General features: G+C 55.3%; 19 protein-coding genes. 12 read left to right on the forward strand and 7 right to left on the reverse strand.

Annotation, left to right across the window (positions count from 1 at the left end; genetic code table 11):
• Positions 1–2 precede the first annotated feature (2 nt).
• From GHN86_RS04775 to lpxO, 3 genes are all read left to right on the forward strand, one after another.
• Positions 3–692, forward strand: coding sequence for an endonuclease (locus GHN86_RS04775; RefSeq protein ID WP_153380901.1), 690 nt, complete (start codon positions 3–5; stop codon positions 690–692).
• A gap of 154 nt (positions 693–846) precedes the next feature.
• Positions 847–1,575: a GntR family transcriptional regulator gene (locus GHN86_RS04780; protein WP_153380940.1), complete on the forward strand. Its 729-nt coding sequence runs from the start codon at positions 847–849 to the stop codon at positions 1,573–1,575.
• A 268-nt stretch (positions 1,576–1,843) separates the two neighbouring features.
• Positions 1,844–2,743, forward strand: a complete 900-nt coding sequence (lpxO, locus tag GHN86_RS04785; RefSeq protein ID WP_153380899.1) for a lipid A hydroxylase LpxO — start codon at positions 1,844–1,846, stop codon at positions 2,741–2,743.
• A 99-nt stretch (positions 2,744–2,842) separates the two neighbouring features.
• Here the strand turns inward: lpxO and bkdR are convergent, their stop codons facing one another.
• Positions 2,843–3,331 carry a Bkd operon transcriptional regulator BkdR gene (gene bkdR / locus GHN86_RS04790; RefSeq protein WP_153380897.1) on the reverse strand — a complete coding sequence of 163 codons (489 nt, stop codon included), beginning with the start codon at positions 3,329–3,331 and terminating at the stop codon, positions 2,843–2,845.
• Between the two features lie 207 nt (positions 3,332–3,538).
• Between bkdR and GHN86_RS04795 the strand changes: the two genes are divergently transcribed.
• The 7 genes from GHN86_RS04795 to GHN86_RS04825 all read left to right on the forward strand — a co-directional run bounded on the left by GHN86_RS04795 (position 3,539) and on the right by GHN86_RS04825 (position 10,777).
• Positions 3,539–4,771, forward strand: coding sequence for a 3-methyl-2-oxobutanoate dehydrogenase (2-methylpropanoyl-transferring) subunit alpha (locus tag GHN86_RS04795; protein WP_153380895.1), 1,233 nt, complete (start codon positions 3,539–3,541; stop codon positions 4,769–4,771).
• Between the two features lie 4 nt (positions 4,772–4,775).
• Positions 4,776–5,831 (forward strand): alpha-ketoacid dehydrogenase subunit beta, encoded by a 1,056-nt coding sequence (locus GHN86_RS04800; RefSeq protein ID WP_122782914.1) that lies wholly within the window; start codon positions 4,776–4,778, stop codon positions 5,829–5,831.
• Positions 5,832–7,106: a dihydrolipoamide acetyltransferase family protein gene (locus GHN86_RS04805; protein ID WP_153386179.1), complete on the forward strand. Its 1,275-nt coding sequence runs from the start codon at positions 5,832–5,834 to the stop codon at positions 7,104–7,106.
• Between the two features lie 2 nt (positions 7,107–7,108).
• Complete coding sequence (lpdA, locus tag GHN86_RS04810; RefSeq protein WP_153380891.1) at positions 7,109–8,497, forward strand: dihydrolipoyl dehydrogenase; 1,389 nt, start codon at positions 7,109–7,111, stop codon at positions 8,495–8,497.
• Positions 8,498–8,629: 132 nt separating this feature from the next.
• A complete protein-coding gene (locus GHN86_RS04815) occupies positions 8,630–10,006 on the forward strand; it encodes a nucleobase:cation symporter-2 family protein (protein WP_153380889.1) in 1,377 nt (458 codons plus the stop codon).
• 151 nt (positions 10,007–10,157) lie between these two features.
• The gene (locus GHN86_RS04820; RefSeq protein WP_153380887.1) at positions 10,158–10,418 is read left to right on the forward strand and encodes a helix-turn-helix domain-containing protein; all 261 of its coding nucleotides are present in this window, start codon (positions 10,158–10,160) and stop codon (positions 10,416–10,418) included.
• A gap of 29 nt (positions 10,419–10,447) precedes the next feature.
• On the forward strand, positions 10,448–10,777 hold the full coding sequence (locus tag GHN86_RS04825) for a DUF6388 family protein (RefSeq protein WP_323369440.1): 330 nt from the start codon (positions 10,448–10,450) through the stop codon (positions 10,775–10,777).
• Positions 10,778–10,801: 24 nt separating this feature from the next.
• Here GHN86_RS04825 and GHN86_RS04830 read toward each other — a convergent pair whose 3' ends face one another.
• Genes GHN86_RS04830 through GHN86_RS04850 form a run of 5 tightly spaced genes read right to left on the reverse strand, consistent with a single transcriptional unit; the run spans position 10,802 to position 15,542 of the window.
• Positions 10,802–11,407 (reverse strand): ATP-binding cassette domain-containing protein, encoded by a 606-nt coding sequence (locus GHN86_RS04830; protein ID WP_153380883.1) that lies wholly within the window; start codon positions 11,405–11,407, stop codon positions 10,802–10,804.
• On the reverse strand, positions 11,400–12,191 hold the full coding sequence (locus GHN86_RS04835; protein WP_153380881.1) for an ATP-binding cassette domain-containing protein: 792 nt from the start codon (positions 12,189–12,191) through the stop codon (positions 11,400–11,402). Before GHN86_RS04835 ends, GHN86_RS04830 begins: the two co-directional genes overlap by 8 nt.
• Positions 12,191–12,997 carry an ABC transporter permease gene (locus GHN86_RS04840; protein WP_153380879.1) on the reverse strand — a complete coding sequence of 269 codons (807 nt, stop codon included), beginning with the start codon at positions 12,995–12,997 and terminating at the stop codon, positions 12,191–12,193. Before GHN86_RS04840 ends, GHN86_RS04835 begins: the two co-directional genes overlap by 1 nt.
• Positions 12,994–13,977 (reverse strand): ABC transporter permease, encoded by a 984-nt coding sequence (locus tag GHN86_RS04845; RefSeq protein ID WP_153380877.1) that lies wholly within the window; start codon positions 13,975–13,977, stop codon positions 12,994–12,996. The genes GHN86_RS04840 and GHN86_RS04845 overlap by 4 nt, the downstream gene beginning before the upstream one ends.
• Positions 13,962–15,542 (reverse strand): ABC transporter substrate-binding protein, encoded by a 1,581-nt coding sequence (locus tag GHN86_RS04850; protein WP_153380876.1) that lies wholly within the window; start codon positions 15,540–15,542, stop codon positions 13,962–13,964. Before GHN86_RS04850 ends, GHN86_RS04845 begins: the two co-directional genes overlap by 16 nt.
• Before the next feature lie 287 nt (positions 15,543–15,829).
• Here GHN86_RS04850 and GHN86_RS04855 point away from each other — a divergent pair, with 287 nt between their 5' ends.
• Complete coding sequence (locus tag GHN86_RS04855) at positions 15,830–16,321, forward strand: hypothetical protein (RefSeq protein ID WP_153380874.1); 492 nt, start codon at positions 15,830–15,832, stop codon at positions 16,319–16,321.
• Positions 16,322–16,338: 17 nt separating this feature from the next.
• On the opposite strand, the gene GHN86_RS04860 is transcribed toward GHN86_RS04855, so the two are convergent.
• Positions 16,339–17,670: a PLP-dependent aminotransferase family protein gene (locus tag GHN86_RS04860; protein ID WP_153380872.1), complete on the reverse strand. Its 1,332-nt coding sequence runs from the start codon at positions 17,668–17,670 to the stop codon at positions 16,339–16,341.
• 97 nt (positions 17,671–17,767) lie between these two features.
• Between GHN86_RS04860 and GHN86_RS04865 the strand changes: the two genes are divergently transcribed.
• Positions 17,768–18,664, forward strand: coding sequence for a DMT family transporter (locus tag GHN86_RS04865; protein WP_153380870.1), 897 nt, complete (start codon positions 17,768–17,770; stop codon positions 18,662–18,664).
• The last annotated feature ends 90 nt before the right edge of the window (positions 18,665–18,754 follow it).

The raw sequence follows: 18,754 nt of genomic DNA on the forward strand, positions 1-18,754 counted from the left end.
CAATGAGGGTTTGTTTGCTGGCGTTAGTCAGCCTCTTTACCGTATTAAGTGCCCAGGCTGCGGCCCCAAAAACATTCAGTGAAGCCAAAAAAGCCGCCTGGAAACTCTACGCACCGCAGTCCACGGAGTTTTACTGTGGCTGCAAGTACACTGGCAACCGGGTCGACCTTAAAGCCTGTGGCTACGTCCCTCGCAAAAATGCCACCCGGGCAGCCCGTATCGAGTGGGAGCACATCGTTCCGGCCTGGCAAATTGGCCACCAACGTCAATGCTGGCAAAGCGGAGGTCGAAAAAACTGCACCCGCAACGACCCTATCTACAAAGTTGCGGAAGCGGACCTTCATAACCTGGTCCCCAGCATCGGCGAGGTTAACGGTGATCGCAACAATTTCAGTTTTGGCTGGCTGCCTGCACAGTCTGGCCAATATGGCTCGTGCCTGACGCAAGTCGACTTCAAGGCCAAAAAGGTCATGCCCCGACCGTCTATTCGCGGCATGATTGCGCGCACCTACTTTTACATGAGCAAACAATACAATTTGCGCTTGTCCAAGCAAGACCGCCAGCTTTACGAAGCCTGGAACAAGACTTACCCGGTCCAGGGATGGGAACGCCAACGCAACCAAACCGTGGCTTGCGTCATGGGCCGCGGTAACGAGTTCGTCGGCCCGGTCAACCTGAAAGCCTGTAGTTAAAGCCTCCATCAATCATTGTTGTGCATCAGTCTTGAGCCTCCAGGTAATCAAAGGCTCAAGACGCCCTTGCGATTGGGCTATGCCTCAGCCTGTCAGCAAAGCTTTCGACGCTCATTTATTGCCGAACCACTTATGCTCGGCTATTACTCAACGCATGATAAAACCCGCACGCTCCAACGAAAAACAAAGCGCAATTGATGAACTCGTCCATCGCATTAAAAGTGGGCTGTTTGCAGACGGCCATCCGCTGCCCGGAGAAGAGCAGCTGTCGCAGGAATTGCAGGTCAGTACCGGCACATTGCGAGAGGCGCTTGCCGAGCTGGAAAGGCGAAGGTACATCGCCATGCAAACCGAAGGTGGAGCGATCGTCACCTATGATGGCTTCACCCTTGACCAAAGCAATGGCTGGACTCAAGCACTGGCTGATACAGGTGCGCGGATTTACACCGAAGTGTTGCGACTGCAAGCCGTAGAACGCCCCGAACTGGCGTTGCAGTTCGGTATCAGCCACTTCGTAATCCTGGAGCGTCGGCGACGCCAGGAGGATGGTATCGCCATATCTCTGGAACGCTCACTCATGCCCGCCACAGGAGGCCTTGAGGGCTTGCCTCGTGTGGGCCTGATAGACAACTCATTGACTATTACGCTGGCAGCCTATGGCTTCGTCGCTGATCGAGGTGATCAGTGGATTGGCGCGCACCCGCTCAATGAACAAGATGCATTGTTACTTGAGCGCACATCGGGGACCGTCTTTATAAAAGCTTTACGCACGACCTTTGATCGCCAGAACCGTTTTATGGAGCAGGTCGAAAGCTGGCTGGACCCTCAGCACTTTCGGATGTATCAATCTTTCGGCGCCAGGAAGAAGATCAATAACTCCTGATTTTTCTCAATAAAATCATCAGCTTGAAAAACATCCAAAAACGCCTACTCACCTAGGTTCGACACCGGGTGCAACCTGCAACCCGACCAAAGACTGTAAGAAAAAATGTACAAACACGTAAGGAAAAACTGGAAAATGCCGGAAGTGCTGTTTTAACCTTATCTCTTTGGCTACCCACCGAGCAGCACCCGCGCCCGACTCCATCAACAGGATGTCGGGTTGACTGCGTGAATCCGGGCAGCATTTTCTCTGACTTGTGACGTTAATCTTGAAACTCATCATTATTGCTGTTTATGTTTTTTCCATTGCCTATGTCCATCTGCGAGGCAAAGTCCGCCATAAACTAGGACGTCAATTGAGTGACCATTCGACCTTCCTGGCACCCATCAACTGCTTTCTATACCTGTTTTCCAAGGTTCCCAGCCAGCCCTACTACAAACCCGCTGACTTCACCCAATTGCAGCTTTTGCAGGACCATTGGCTGGAAATCCGCGAAGAAGCGCGAAACTTGATGCAAGCGGGTGAAATAAAACGCTCTGATCAACCCAATGATGTCGGTTTTAACTCATTTTTCAAAAGCGGCTGGAAGCGGTTCTACCTGAAGTGGTACGGGGATAATCACCCTTCTGCGGTAGAGATGTGCCCGCGCACTATCGAACTGCTCAATAGCATCGGCACCATCAAAGCGGCCATGTTCGCCGAGCTGCCGCCCGGTTCAAAACTGGTGCGACATCGTGATCCCTATGCGGGTTCATTGCGCTATCACCTGGGCCTGGACACGCCCAATGATCCGGGCTGTTATATCAATGTTGATGGCCAGAACTACTCATGGCGTGACGGCGAAGCGGTTATCTTTGACGAAACCTTTATCCATTACGCAGAAAACACCACCGATAAAAACCGCATCATCCTGTTCTGTGATGTGGAAAGACCTATGCAATTTCGTTGGGCCGCCTCTTTCAACCAATGGTTTAGTCGCACGGTGATGGCCTCTGCCAGCTCACCTAATGATGCCAATGATAAAACCGGCAACCTGAACCGCGCCTTTACCAAACTGTATAAAATCCGCTTGCGCGGAAAAGAATTGAAAAAGCGCAATCGCACGCGCTACTACCTGGAAAAATGGGCCATTTTTGGCGCCCTGCTCGGATTGTTTTTACTGATCTAAGCCCATGCGTAGGCATGACATAGCGACTGAAGCGACTCAGTCGCTACTGATCGCCAGAGGCGGCAAAGTCCCCGGCAATCAAACAGCCGCAACCCCGCATCACTCCTCCAGCACTAAACCACCCGGCGGCAACGGCAGAGCCGTTTTGTACCTGACTTGTTTAAGGGCAAAGCTGGAGCGAATGTTGGCAACGCCCGGCACCTTGGTCAAAAAATCCATCATAAAACGCTCTAGCGCCTGAATGCTCGGCACCAGTACGCGGATCAGGTAATCCGGGTCACCCGCCATCAAGTAGCACTCCATAACTTCAGGACGGTCTGAAATGGCCGCCTCAAACTTGTGCAGGGCCTCTTCTACCTGCTTCTCAAGGCTGACGTGAATAAACACATTGACGTGAAGGCCCAGCATATCCGCGTCCAGCAACGTCACCTGCTCACGAATCAAACCGTGCTCTTCCATCGCTTTGACCCGGTTAAAACAAGGTGTCGGTGATAGATTGACCGAGCGGGCCAAGTCCGAATTGGTGATGCGTGCATTCTGTTGAAGGCTGTTGAGAATCCCGATATCCGTGCGATCCAGCTTACGCATGAGAGAAAACCACCTGTTTTTTATGTTTATGCAGAATTCTTATCTTTAAACCCTTCAAAGCACAACGAACTACAGAAAAATATTCTTCGCCGTCAGGAATATGATGGTTGTAGGACAGTTTTGACAAACAAACGTCAGACAGATCCTGAACAGGACTTTAGCTCCCGCGCCCTAATAAACACGACAAGATCGAGCGTAGAGAAAGCCATGAATGAATATGCACCGCTGCGCCTGCACGTTCCTGAACCGTCTGGCCGTCCAGGCTGCAAGACTGATTTCAGCTACCTTCGCCTGACCGATGCAGGTCAAGTGCGCAAACCCCCCATCGACGTAGAACCCGCCGATACTGCCGATCTCGCCAAAGGCCTGATTCGCGTGCTTGACGATCAAGGCCAGGCACTTGGCCCGTGGGCTGAAGGTGTCTCGTGCGAAGTGATGCGCGCCGGCATGCGTGCCATGCTCAAAACACGCATCTTCGACACCCGTATGGTCGTCGCCCAGCGCCAGAAAAAAATGTCTTTCTATATGCAAAGCTTGGGTGAAGAAGCCATTGGCACTGCTCAAGCGCTGGCTTTGAACATCGACGACATGTGTTTCCCGACCTATCGCCAACAAAGCATCCTGATGGCCCGTGACGTGCCGCTGGTGGACCTGATCTGCCAGTTGCTGTCCAACGAGCGCGATCCGCTCAAGGGGCGTCAATTGCCGATCATGTATTCGGTGCGCGATTACGGCTTTTTCAGTATTTCCGGCAATTTAGCCACTCAATTCGTTCAAGCGGTCGGCTGGGGCATGGCGTCAGCCATTAAAGGTGACACTAAAATCGCTTCAGCCTGGATAGGCGACGGCGCAACCGCTGAGTCCGATTTCCATACAGCCCTCACCTTTGCCCATGTGTACCGCGCTCCGGTCATTCTGAACGTGGTCAATAACCAATGGGCCATTTCGACCTTCCAGGCCATCGCCGGTGGCGAGTCGACGACCTTTGCCGGACGCGGCGTCGGCTGTGGCATTGCCTCGCTAAGGGTTGACGGCAATGACTTTATCGCTGTCTATGCCGCCTCCGTGTGGGCTGCAGAGCGTGCGCGCCGCAACCTCGGCCCCACACTCATTGAGTGGGTCACTTACCGCGCAGGCCCCCACTCAACGTCTGACGACCCGTCCAAGTACCGTCCAGCCGATGACTGGAGCCACTTCCCGCTGGGCGATCCTATTCTGCGGTTGAAACAGCATCTGATTGCCGTAGGCCACTGGTCCGAAGAGGAGCATGCCGCAGTCAGCGCCGAACTTGAGGCTGAAATCATCGGTGCTCAAAAAGAAGCTGAGCGTTTTGGCACGTTGGCAGGCGGGCAGATGCCAAGCGCGGCGACCATTTTTGAGGACGTCTACAAAGACATGCCCGAGCACTTGCGCCGGCAACGTCAGGAATTGGGGTTATAACCAGATGAACGACAATAATAAAATTCAAATGGAGAACGCCGTGAGCACCAGCACCATGACGATGATCCAGGCCCTGCGCTCGGCTATGGATGTGATGCTTGAGCGCGATGACAACGTGGTGGTGTTTGGTCAGGATGTGGGCTATTTCGGTGGCGTGTTCCGCTGTACCGAAGGCCTGCAAGCCAAATACGGCAGTTCACGGGTGTTTGACGCCCCCATCTCCGAAAGCGGCATCGTCGGTGCGGCCGTTGGCATGGGGGCATATGGCCTGAGACCTGTCGCCGAAATCCAGTTTGCCGATTACTTCTACCCGGCTTCCGACCAGATCGTTTCTGAAGCCGCACGCCTGCGCTATCGCTCGGCAGGCGAATTTATTGCACCGATGACCCTGCGCATGCCCTGCGGCGGCGGCATCTACGGTGGCCAAACCCATAGCCAAAGTCCTGAAGCGATGTTTACTCAGGTCTGCGGTTTGCGCACCGTGATGCCATCCAACCCGTATGACGCCAAAGGGCTGCTGATTGCTGCCATTGAAAATGATGATCCGGTGATCTTCCTTGAACCAAAACGCCTGTACAACGGCCCGTTTGATGGTCATCACGAACGCCCTGTGACGCCGTGGGCCAAACATCCTGCCAGTGCCGTACCCGATGGCTACTACACCGTCCCGCTGGATTGCGCCGCCATTGTGCGACCGGGCACTGAAGTTACCATTCTGACCTACGGTACTACCGTGTATGTGGCTCAGGTCGCGGCTGAAGAAACCGGGATCGACGCTGAAGTCATTGACCTGCGCAGCCTGTGGCCACTTGATCTGGATGCGATTGTCACCTCCGTCAAAAAAACCCGCCGTTGCGTCGTTGTGCACGAAGCGACCCGCACCTGCGGTTTTGGCGCCGAGCTGATCGCACTGGTTCAGGAGCACTGTTTCCACTACCTGGAAGCGCCGATTGAGCGAGTGACCGGCTGGGACACGCCCTATCCACATGCTCAAGAGTGGGCCTACTTCCCTGGCCCGGCGCGGGTTGGTGCGGCTTTGCAACGGGTTATGGAGGTTTAAATGGGTACGCACGTCATCAAAATGCCGGACATCGGTGAAGGCATTGCTCAGGTTGAATTAGTGGAATGGTTTGTCAAAGTCGGCGATATGGTCAGCGAGGATCAGGTGGTTGCCGATGTAATGACCGATAAGGCGACCGTGGACATCCCCTCCCCCGTGGCGGGAAAAGTGCTGGCTTTGGGTGGGCAGCCCGGCGAAGTCATGGCGGTCGGCAGCGAGCTGATTCGGATTGAAGTTGAAGGCGCTGGCAACCTGCGTGAAAGTGCTCAGCCACCCGCAGAACCTGTCGCTACACCCGCTAAAGCGGCCCCTCAAGCTCGTATCGAAGTGGCGGCGGTCTCGACTTCAGCAATCAAGCCTGCACCTGCCCAACGTCCAGCGCCTGTAGCCCGTGAAGCCAACGAACGCCCGCTGGCTTCTCCGGCGGTAAGGAAGCGCGCATGGGATGCCGGTATCGAGCTGCGTTTTGTTGTAGGCAGCGGCCCGGCCGGGCGAGTGCTGCATGATGACCTTGAGCTGTATCTGGCTCAGGACAGCCGTTCAGCGTCAGCACCCACCAGCGGATACGCCAAACGTACCGACGAGGAACAAATCCCGGTTATCGGACTGCGGCGTAAAATCGCTCAACGCATGCAGGATGCCAAACGGCGCGCTGCACACTTTAGCTATGTCGAAGAAGTTGACGTGACCGCACTTGAAGAGTTGCGCGCACAACTCAATCACAAATGGGGCGATAGCCGGGGCAAGTTGACCCTCTTGCCGTTTTTAGTTCGGGCAATGGTCGTGGCCTTGCGCGACTTCCCACAAATCAACGTGCGCTACGACGACGAAGCGCAATTAATCACCCGCTTTGGTGCGGCCCATATAGGCGTTGCAGCGCAAAGCGATAACGGTTTGATGGTGCCAGTAGTTCGCCATGCAGAAACCCTGAGCTTATGGGCAGCGGCCGATGAAATCACCCGCCTGGCTAGCGCCGTGCGCACCGGCAAAGCCACGCGAGAGGAGCTGACAGGTTCCACAATCACCCTGACCAGCCTGGGTGCACTGGGCGGCATTGTCAGCACCCCAGTGGTCAATTTGCCGGAAGTCGCCATCGTGGGTGTCAACCGTATCGTTGAGCGGCCAATGGTGGTTAAAGGCCAGATCGTGATTCGAAAAATGATGAACCTCTCCAGCTCTTTCGACCATCGTGTGGTAGACGGTATGGACGCGGCGCAATTTATCCAGGCCATGCGTGGCTTGCTCGAACAACCTGCCACTTTGTTTTTGGAGTAACCATGCAGCCCACTCAACACACCACGCTGCTGATTATCGGCGGCGGCCCCGGCGGTTATGTGGCTGCCATTCGTGCAGGGCAACTGGGCATCCCGACGGTCTTGATAGAAGGCCAGTCCCTGGGCGGCACGTGCCTCAATGTCGGCTGCATCCCTTCCAAGGCGTTGATTCACGTCGCTGAACAGTTTTACACCACGCATCGCTACAGCACAGGCACTTCGCCACTGGGTATCAAGGCACAGCCTCCGACCCTCGATATTGGCCAGAGCGTGCAATGGAAGAACAGCCTTGTGGATCGACTCACTACAGGCGTTGGCGCACTGCTGAAAAAGCATGGGGTCAAGGTTATTCAGGGCTGGGCTACCATTCTTGATGGCAAAGCCGTGGAAGTCGAAGGTCAGCGCATCGAGTGCGAGCACTTGCTGTTGGCCACGGGCTCACACTCTGTCGAACTGCCGGTCCTGCCCGTGGGCGGCGCAATCATTTCATCTACCGAGGCCTTACAGCCCACTGCGATTCCAAAGCGTCTGACGGTTGTGGGCGCAGGCTATATCGGTTTGGAGCTGGGTATCGCTTACCGCAAACTGGGTGCAGAAGTCACGGTGGTTGAAGCGCGTGACCGTATCTTGCCGACTTACGATAAAGAACTGACGCTACCCGTGGCTCAATCCCTTAAATCATTGGGCATAACACTGTATCTGGAGCACAGCGTAGAGGGGTTTGAGGCCAGCACCCATACCTTGTCGATGCGCAACCGCATGGGTGAGAGCCAAACGCTGGAAACGGATCAGGTATTGGTGGCTGTTGGCCGGCGCCCGCGGACCCAAGGTTTCAACCTCGACACCTTGGCGCTGGACATGAACGGCCCTGCGATTCGTATCGATGGCCGTTGCCAGACCAGCATGCGCAATGTGTGGGCCATTGGCGACCTGACCGGGGAGCCGATGCTGGCACACCGAGCCATGGCCCAAGGCGAAATGGTTGCCGAAATCATTGCGGGCAAACACCGCGAGTTCAACCCGGCCGCCATTGCAGCCGTGTGCTTTACCGATCCTGAAATCGTTGTAGTTGGCAAAACGCCGGTCGATGCCGAGGCGGCGGGGCTGGACTTTATTAGCGCCAGCTTCCCGTTCGCGGCCAATGGCCGGGCAATGACCCTGGAATCCAAAAGCGGATTCGTCAGGGTGGTGGCACGGCGAGACAATCACCTGATTGTGGGGTGGCAGGCTGTCGGCGCTGGAGTTTCCGAGCTGGCAGCCGCGTTTGCTCAATCATTGGAAATGGGTGCGTGCCTGGAAGATATCGCGGGCACCATTCATGCTCACCCTACCCTGGGCGAAGCCCTGCAAGAGGCCGCGTTGCTGGCTCTGGGGCATGCACTGCATCTATAAGATGCATGCCTCCATCCTGTGAGGGTCAAAAATGCCGGCTCTCACAGGGTTTATGACCTGTACCCACAAGCAACACTGGGCGTGATGGCCCAAGACCAGTAGAATCGCGCTCTTTTTTCCAGGGCGCTCGTCATGACCTCTCCCAACACTCCAAAAGAAGCCGAGTCCCAGACCAATGAATTGGTCTTTGGCCTTGAAGACCGCCCCAAGCCGTGGATCGCGTTTCTTGCCGCGTTGCAGCATCTACTGGCGATTATTGTGCCTATCGTCACACCCGGCCTGCTGATCTGTCAGGCACTGGGGGTCTCGTCGCGCGACACCAATATGATTGTGTCGATGTCGCTGGTGATCTCCGGCATTGCCACCTTTGTTCAGTGCAAACGCTTTGGCCCTTTTGGTGCAGGCTTGCTGATTGTGCAAGGCACCAGCTTTAACTTTGTCGGCCCCCTGATTGCAGGTGGCGCATTGATGGTGAAACAGGGCACACCGGTTGAGGCCGTGATGGCCGCCATTTTTGGCGTCGTGATTGCCGGTTCGTTTATCGAAATGGGCATTTCGCGGGTCTTGCCTTTTGTAAAACGCATGATCACCCCCCTCGTCACCGGAATCGTGGTGCTGATGATCGGCCTGACCTTGATTAAGGTCGGCTTGATCAGCATGGGCGGCGGCTTTACCGCTATGGGTAACGGCACCTTTGCCAATGGCGAAAACCTGATGCTGTCAGGTGTGGTATTGGCGATTATCGTCATCCTCAACCGAATCCCCCTGGTGTGGATGCGCAGTTGCGCCATCGTTATCGCGCTGGCTGTGGGCTACGCATTGGCCGGTTATCTGGGCCGACTGGACTTCACTGGCATGCACCAAGCCGAATGGTTCCAAGTGCCGGTTCCACTGCATTTTGGCCTGGGTTTCTCTTGGGCATTGTTTATTCCGATGCTGGTGATTTACCTGGTGACTTCTCTGGAAGCCATTGGCGATGTCACAGCGACCAGCAAAGTGTCGCGTCAACCTGTAGAAGGCCCGCTTTGGATGCAGCGCATCAAGGGCGGCGTGCTGGTTAACGGTGCCAACTCGCTGCTGGCAGGCATTTTCAACACGTTCCCAAGCTCGGTCTTTGCCCAGAACAACGGCGTTATCCAGCTCACCGGCATTGCCAGCCGCTATGTCGGCATCTGGATCGCTGGCATGCTGGTATTGCTGGGGTTGTTCCCAAGCGTGGCGGGTGCGATTCAAGCCGTACCTGAACCCGTGCTGGGCGGTGCAGCGATGGTGATGTTTGGCGCGGTTGCCGCTTCGGGGATCAATATTCTGGCCAGCACCACACTTGATCGTCGCGCACTGCTGATTATTGCAGTGTCACTGGCGTTGGGTCTGGGTGTGTCCCAAGTGCCCGAGTTCCTTGCCCACATGCCGGCAGCGCTGCGCAACGTATTGGAATCTGGCGTCGCAACGGGTGGTATTTGCGCCTTGCTACTGAATTGGTTCTTGCCGGAAGCCAAAAAAATCTGATCTCGCCTAAAGAGCTGTTAACCACTCGGTTAGCAGCCTGACGTGATGCGCTGTTTGGCAGAGTAAACAACCAAAATCAGCGCGAGACTTTCCCTATTTCGCTCTTTGGATTACGATTTTTGTAACCCTGAAGCCTACGTGGGCTACGAATATGAGCACTTACGGTGAACGGCTGAAACACGAGCGTTTGCGCCTCAAACTGACGCAGGCGCAGATGGCCGATGCAGGTGGCGTTAAACGTCAGGCACAAGGCTGTTATGAGCGCGATGTGAGCTTGCCGCGCGCCCCTTATCTGGCGGCCATTACATTGCTGGGCGTTGATGTGCTGTTCATCATCACCGGGCGCCCCACCTTGCAAGTAGGTGCTCCTATACAAAAGCCCAACAATAAAAGTTTGCCTTCAGGCTGCTAATGCCTTGCCTATTGTCTAAGGAGATCAGTGTGACCGAACCCGGCCCCCACCATCAAAAAGCCCTAGATCGCTTTCTCAGCGAACATCCGGATGTGGCTCAATCACTGGAAACATTGAACCCATTGGCCGCCCGCGCCATAGGCCAGTCGATGAAAGAGTATCGCCAGGAGCGCTTGAACGAAGCCTTTGAAGCCGAAGCTGAACGTTTGGGATTATTTGCCTGGGAACTGACCTTGCAATTGACCTGTGCCACCCCCCAGGAATTTGAAGAACAGCGTCTGGAGGTTCACCGCGAAGTGGCGCAAATGGCAGGGATGGCATGGGATGAATATTGCGAGATGCATGGTCTCGTGAATTGAAAGCCAACCCGGTAAACAGGCGTTCTACGAAGAGGTCAGGCGATCTGGCCGCCAGATGCTGGTACAGACCTTCTCCAGCAATGCCTGGTTATGGCTAAACACAATCATCCCCAGCTCTCGACGCTTGACCTCTTCCAACAACACTTGCCAGACCTGCGCCTGAATATGGGCATCCAGCTGTGCAGTCACCTCGTCGGCAATCAAGTAACGGGTGCGGGGGTCCAATGCTCTGAGCAAAGCAATACGGGCCAATTCCCCACCCGACAACTCGTCAGGTCGACGCGCCAACCAAGCCGGATTCACTGCCAGACGCGCTAACCACCCAGCATCCGGTGACCAAGCATCGCGCAGGCTTTCACCCGTAGTGCGATAAGGATTGAAGGTTTGCTCGGGGTGTTGCGGCACCAACTGAATGGGGCAATAGCCGGTTTGGGACAAGGGCTGCCCGCCCACTGTAACGCTGCCCGAAACTGCGGTTTGCCATTGCGCCAGCACTCTGCCCAAGGTGGTTTTGCCGTAGCCACTGGGCGCTGATATGCCATGAAGATCACCAGGATTGACCGCGAAGGACACTGAATCCCACAGTCGCCGGCCACCTTGCACAATGGTCAACTGGCGAACTTCAAGCATAGGAAAGACTCCCGTTAGCAAGGAATTGCTGTTCGGGTAACGCGGCCCACAGTGATTGCACCCATGGACTTGCAGCATGTTCACGCAACGCTTGTGGCGTCAGGGTTTCGTGCAGTACGCCACCGTGCAGCACCGCGATTTTGTCAGCAAAGCGCGCCGCCAGCGCCAAGTCATGGGTCACCCACAAAATCCCACGTCCCTGCTGACAAAAACCCTTCAAATGCATCAGTAATTGGCAGGCATGTTCGTCGTCCAGCCACGAGGTGATTTCATCAGCCAGAATATATTGGGCGTGGGTCAGGGCTGCGCAACTGGCCAGAACCCGTTTGGCCATACCGCCCGACAGTTTGCGCGGGAATTCTTCGACTAATTCAGGCTTGAGGTTGTAATGCTGAAGTTGTTCTGCCACCTCGCCCAGGCCCAGTTTGACGCCGCTTAATTGTGCCGCTCGCAGCAACTGCGGCCCCACCTTGATCAGCGGGTTCAAGGCGCTGACACCCTGCGGAACATAGCAAAGCGTTTTACCGCGCTGATCGACCTTCAGAGATTCTCCGAGCACCTGACCATCCAGCAGAATATCGCCGCGACAGCGCATGTTGCCGGGCAATAAACCCAATGTGCTTTGCAGCAACAGACTTTTGCCTTCGCCACTGGAACCTACCAGCGCAACCAGCTCGCCGGGCCTTACTTCAAATGAAATACGGCTCAACAAAGGGTGCCAGGTTTTATGACCGAGCCAATGATACTGGGCAATATCAATCGCGAAATCGGCAAATTTCAGCATCAGGTAATCCTTATCCAGAGTTGCTGCAAAGCGCGTGCAAACTGGTCAAACACCAGAACCAAACTGACCAGAATCAAACCCGGAAAAAAGGCCAGCCACCACGCACCGCTGCTTAAGTGCTTCAAGGCATCCGCCAGTAATAACCCTAGTGACGGGTCATGTGGCGCCAGACCGAACCCCAAGAAACTCAGTGCTGCAGAATGCAGAACCGCGTGGGGAAACATCAGCAAGGTGCCGATGATCCACTGCGGCATCAGCAAAGGCAGCAAATGATGGCGCCAGCGATAGAGGTTGCTGTTGCCCAATCGATGCGAAAGCATCACATAGTCTGTCTCACGAATGCGCAGGATCTCGGCGCGCAAGATCAACGCCAAACGCGGCCAGTGGGTCAGCGCCACGGCCACGATAACCCCCTGTTTGCCGCCACCCAACGTGAAGCAAATCAATACCAGCAACAACAGATGCGGCAAAGCCAGCATGCTGTCGATCACCCCGCGCACCAGATAATCCAGGGTTTTATTCAGTGAGCATAAACTAGCGGCGAACATCGCCAAAAAACCGCTGCTAAACGCCGCTGTCAGGCCGATTTGCAAACTGGTTGTCATGCCCTGAAAACATCGAAGCCACAAATCGCGCCCCAAGCTGTCAGTGCCGAACCAATCTTCGGCCGAGGGCGGTTGACGACGCGCCAGTAAATCCATTGGCACGTCCATGCCGGAGATGGACACGCCATAAGCGATCAACAACAGCAACATGAACAACGAAACACACAGCCTGAGTAACGCCTGATTTGGATTGTAGGTCATGACTGCCGCGCCGCCCCTCGGTTGAGGTGCAGTAACAGCGCATTGGCGATGCTATTACTGGTAAACACCAGTACGGCACAGAACATCACAATCCCCATTAGCAATGGAATATCACCGCGTAAACCCGCATCAATGGTTGCTTGCCCGAGACCAGGGTAGGCGAACACTTTTTCGGCCAGCAGTGAACCGCCAATCAGCTCCCCTACGGATGCAAATTGCAAGCACACAGCAGGTGTGACGGCATGCCGAACAATATGGAAGTTGACCATTGGCCAACCTTTGTCACCTTGCGCATAGGCGTAGCGAATAAATTCACTGTTCATCACTTCGGCCACCCGAGAGCGGGTATGCAGAGCGATGTTCCCTACCCCCAAAACGCCGAGTGCCAACAGCGGAAGGATCAAGTGCCTGAGCTTGTCACCCCACGTTGCTGTTTCAGCGGTGCTGCCTGGGGTCCAGGCACAGCAGATGGGTGCCCAATTAAGGGTCACGGCAAACAAAGACAGCAACAACAGGCCAATCCAGAACGTCGGCAAGGACGCCATCACATAAGACAGGGTAGAAATCAGCCGATCCGGCCAGCGATTCAAATAGCGCCCAGCCGTCAACCCAAGGGCCAGCCCGACAATCCCGGAAAAGAGCCACGCACCCGCCAACAACGCAAATGACGTGGCAAAACGCTCGCCAATGACCTGAGAGACAGGGGCGTTGTAGAGCATCGAATAGCCAAAATCGCCTTGTAACACCTGGCTAAACCAATGCAGGAACCGCTCCCACAACGGCAGATCCAGCCCCCAGCGCGCCGCAATCAAAGGGTATTGTTCAGGCGGCACGTGCAACAAATCATTGCCTATATAGGCACGAACAGGGTCGACAGGAGAAAAACTGAGCAACGTAAAGGTGCCTGCCGCCGTTACCAGCAACAGGCCCATCAATCGCACGACAAAGAGCGCTACACCGCGAATCACTGACAGGTCCATTTCCAGCCATCAAGGCTATTGAGCAACGACCATGAGCCGTGAATTTCCGGAGCGCCTTTACCCAGATCTATGCACTCATCGGTCAGATACGTGTGCTGCACGTTGAGTAACCAGGCCCACGCAGCGTCACCTTTGACCCCGGCACCCGTTTTACCGTCCCACTCCACCTGTTGCCAGAACGGCACGGCCTGCTGCCAGGTCGGCGCATCCAGTGCTTGCTGTAAATGCTGGTCGACCACCGGGTTCTGGTAATAGCCGGGGTTGTAATACTCAACGCCCGCCGCCTTGCTGCTGTAGTGATGATAAAGCTCCATCGGGTCGAGGCTGCCCCAACCGAACAAGGTCGGATTGGCGTGCATATTGCGCTCTACGGTTTCCCAACTACCCGACTTCAAGTCGACATCGATACCGATGGGCTTGAGCATTGAACGCACGGCCTGAGCCAAATCACGGCGCGTCGCATCGCCACTGGCGTACCACAGGGTCACTTTTGCCGGCAGGCCGTTTTTCTCTCGTATACCGCTGGCCGTTTCAACCCAACCCGCCTCATCGAGAATCTGCTTGGCCTTGGCTATATCGCCATCTTTGAAGGCTGCCTGCGGGTTATCCCACGGCAACCCCTGCACCCCGGTGTAAGCGGGAATGGCATGACCTTCGAGAATCTGGTCTGCCAATAATTGACGATCAATGGCGTAGTTGATGGCCTTACGGATCGCCACATCTGCTGTTACATCGTTGCCAATGGGATAGCCATGCGCATCTTTTTTGCCCGCGGGAGTGGTCGGTAGCACAATGCCGCGATTTTCGACGCTGGGCCGCACCCACAGCTTCATGCCGGATGCAGGGGTTACCGCCAATGACGGTGCGATACGCACGATGCCTAATTGCTTGCTTTGTGCCGCCGCAAACGAGCTGTCTTCATCGAGAAACACAAAGACCAACTTGTCGAAATCATTCTTTTGGCCTGCGTAATGCGGGTTGGCCTCGACAATCAGTTGTTGCCCCGGTTGATAGCTGACCAAACGGTAAGGCCCGGCACCAATGGGGTTTTGCGCATAGGTTTTGGCGTTGTACTTATCCGCAGACACGATACCCAGCGATCCGAGGACATTAACGAACGTGCTTTGCGGCGCTTTTAGCTGCATGCGCACCGTCAAGGGATCAACCGCCTCAGCCTTGAGGAAGTTACCCATATCCACTTTGCCGCCACTGGCCGCTGCGTTGTTGTAGGTATAAGCCACATCCTTGGACGTGAGTGGCGAGCCATCGGAGAATTTAAGGTCGGGTTTGAGCTTCAGCGTCCAGGTTTTTCCATCCTCACTGGTCTGGTACTCGCTGAGCAGAAAGCTGTTCCAGGACAAGTCCTCGTTTTGCTTGAGCAAAGGGCTGTGCAAGAGCAAGTAACTGCCATGACTCCACCCCAGCATTGGATCAAACCCTTCCGTTGGCTCATCACCAATGGCCAGTTTCAAGGTTCGTTCCTGAGCTGCGTAAGCAGGTGCCACCAGCACACTCAGCAAAGCAGCAGCCACTAAGGTATTGCGCATCCATGCTGGCTTGGACATCCATCCTCCTGAAATCAAACATGTTTACCGCACGGGTAAGGAACGACCACGGCCACTTGCTACCGCGCCCATCAGTAATAGCACTCTGGTTTCAAATATCCAGCAAGGATGTGATCTTTATGGACAAACCTCATACGTGCCGCATCATTCAGTAACAACCTAGGCCCGGAAAGTAGCGAAAACATCCGCTTCCCAGCCTCTCTGTCAGAGCACCTAAACAGGCTGTGCTATACCGATAGGAATGATTATTCCGTCACAGCTATTGGATTTAACTGACAGAGGTTCCTATGTTCAAAGGTTTAACGAATCACCTCAAAGAGAAGAACGTCCACTCGCTCAACGTCGTGCCGTCCAACAATATCGAACTGTTTGACTGCTATACCGGGTTAATTTTGGGCAATCTGTACCGTAACTTTCCACTGCCGATCACCCTGACGGCAGAAAACTTTATCGACTACAAAGGCGCGGGGGCTGGCAACCGGGCAACTGTTGAAAAAGAAGAAGATCTCTTTATGGGCACTTTGAAATGGCTGGCTGACGTGGGCTATATCCATTTCGACGGAATGTCAGGGGTTTCGTTTTTCGAGGTAGTGTTGACCAATCCCGGGCTGCTGATACTGCGAGCCTTCCCCGAAGGCACAGACACAGCCCAGACCATTGGCGAAAAACTGTCGCACTGCAGCAACAGCGAGAATGAGGCCGAGTTGCGGGAGTTGGTGACTGAGGCGTTGAACCTGGGCAGCCGAATGATCAGACCGATGACTCGGTCGGGGATTTGAGCCAGGTGCTCATAGCCCTATGAATAAGCCTCGACCACCCACCGGACCTTCGCCAAAGCCATTCGCAACGTCCCCATGTCCACAGAACCCAAGGCCAGTCGTATGGCATGTGGCACTTGGGCGGAGGTTGTGAACGGCTGCGCGGTCGAAACGGATACGTGCTCGCGCATCAAAGCAGAGACGACCTGATCGGCTCGGGCATCCTCCGACAAAGGTAACCAGACAAAGTAAGAAAACGGGTGGCGTACAATGGGCAGCCCTGCCAAAACTTCACCCGCAATGATTTGCCTGGCCTGAGCATCCTGACGCTTCTGTCGCTCCAGTTGGCGGACAGTGCCATCGTCCAGCCAGCCAGCGGCAATAGCGGTCATCACCCCCGGAGTATTCCAGGCCGTGACCCGAATCATTCGCTCCAACGCAGCAATCATGGAAGCCGGTGCTGCAACAAACCCAATGCGCAAGCCAGCGGCAACACTTTTGGAAAGGCCTGACACATACAGCGTCCTTTCTGGAGCCAGATCAGCCAACGGTGGAGGTGGGTTCTCGACAAGAAAGGCGTAGGCCGCATCTTCAATGATCTGCAAATCGTAAGTGCGTGCAAGGGTGACCATGCGCTGTCGCTGTTCAAGGCTCATTACCCACCCCAACGGATTGTGCAGCGTAGGCATGCAATAAATCGCGCGAACTGAGCGGCTTCGGCAAAGCTTTTCGAGCGCGTCGAGATCAGGCCCGTCATTAAGGACAGGTACTGCCAGCACCTCCAGATGCAGCGCAAGCGCCAACGCCTTGAAACCCGGATAAGTCAACGCATCAACCGCAATCACATCGCCGGGATTGAGCAGGGTCATGAGCGCTACGGTCAAACCATGTTGTGCGCCATTGACGATCAATACTTGCTCAGCTGGCACATGCAAGCCGCGTGATTCCAAATGGCGTGCGACTGACGCGCGCTCGTGTAGACGTCCGCCATGAGGTTGATAGCGCAATAGCGACTCAAGATCCCCCGATAATGCGAGCTGGCGCAATGCAGTGCGCAGCAGCTCTGCCTGACCAGGCACTGAGGGGTAGTTGTAATTGAGGTCATGCATGCCAGCCGTCACTGCGGGTTGATCAATGCCGTGACCGGGGGGCAATGAGGTCTCCCTGACGAACGTACCCCGACCGGCCTCACCACTAACCAGCCCCATGGCTTCGAGTTCGGCATAGACGCGACTGGCTGTCACCAGCGCCAAACCCTGCGAGGCTGCCAACTGCCGATGGGTGGGTAAGCGCGTGCCAGGGGGCAAGCGCCCGGTACGGATTTGCTCGGCAAAAGTATCAACCAGCGATTTATAACGGGAACGCGGCATTGTGACTGTATCCATGACAATTTTTTGATTGTCATCAATGATCCACCCTAGGATGCGCTGCATGCAATCTTGCAAATGGCCTTGGGTGTGAGACTCGATGCAACGTACCTGTGAACAGCTAAACCGAGCCCCTTCAAAAAATCTGAGCGGATGGTTCAACGGTTTTATTGGCGTCGTAATTTTTAGCGGATCGTTGCCCGCCACACGGGTTGCTGTACTGGAACTCGATCCCGTTTTCCTGACCGTGGCTCGGGCAACCATCGCAGGCACCTTGGCGCTCTGCTTGTTGGTTTTGCTGAAAAGCAAACGCCCTGAACGCAGTCAGCTTTATCCGTTACTGATAGTGGCCATGGGCGTTGTAGTGGGTTTTCCATTACTCACTGCGCTGGCGTTGCAGCATGTTACATCCGCACATTCGATTGTCTTCCTCGGCATGCTGCCACTGGCCACTGCGGTATTTGGTGTACTGCGCGGTGGTGAACACCCGCAACCGGCATTCTGGCTCTTCTCGGTGCTGGGTTGCACTTTAGTGGTGGCGTTTGCCCTGACTCAGGGGCTAACAGCGTCCCCAAAAGGCGACATTCTGATGCTGCTGGCAGTCATTGTCTGTGGTCTGGGGTATGCCGAAGGGGCAAAACTGGCGAGAGTCTTAGGCGGCTGGCAAGTCATCTCTTGGGCATTGGTGTTGTCGCTGCCCGTGATGGCACCGCTGACCTGGGTTTTAGCGCCCTCCTCCTTCGCCTCGATTGGCACACCCGCATGGCTTGGTCTTGGGTATGTGTCATTTTTCAGCATGTTTATCGGATTTATCTTTTGGTATCGGGGACTGGCCCAAGGAGGCATCGCCGCAGTCGGCCAACTCCAACTGTTGCAACCCTTCTTCGGGCTGGCATTGGCGGCGATCCTGCTGCACGAAACCGTCAGCATGGGCATGTTCAGCGTGACGGGAGGCGTGATTTTATGCGTGGTCGCGGCAAAGCGATTTGCGAAATGAACCGTCGGTGCGTGTGATTCGGCTGATCTGGACTGGGAGAGCGAGCAGTCCAAGGGTTTGGGGATTACCCATGAAGCTGGATAACAATTT

The sequence above is a fragment of the Pseudomonas helleri genome, from assembly GCF_009600315.1.
GTDB classification, from domain to species: domain Bacteria; phylum Pseudomonadota; class Gammaproteobacteria; order Pseudomonadales; family Pseudomonadaceae; genus Aquipseudomonas; species Aquipseudomonas helleri_A.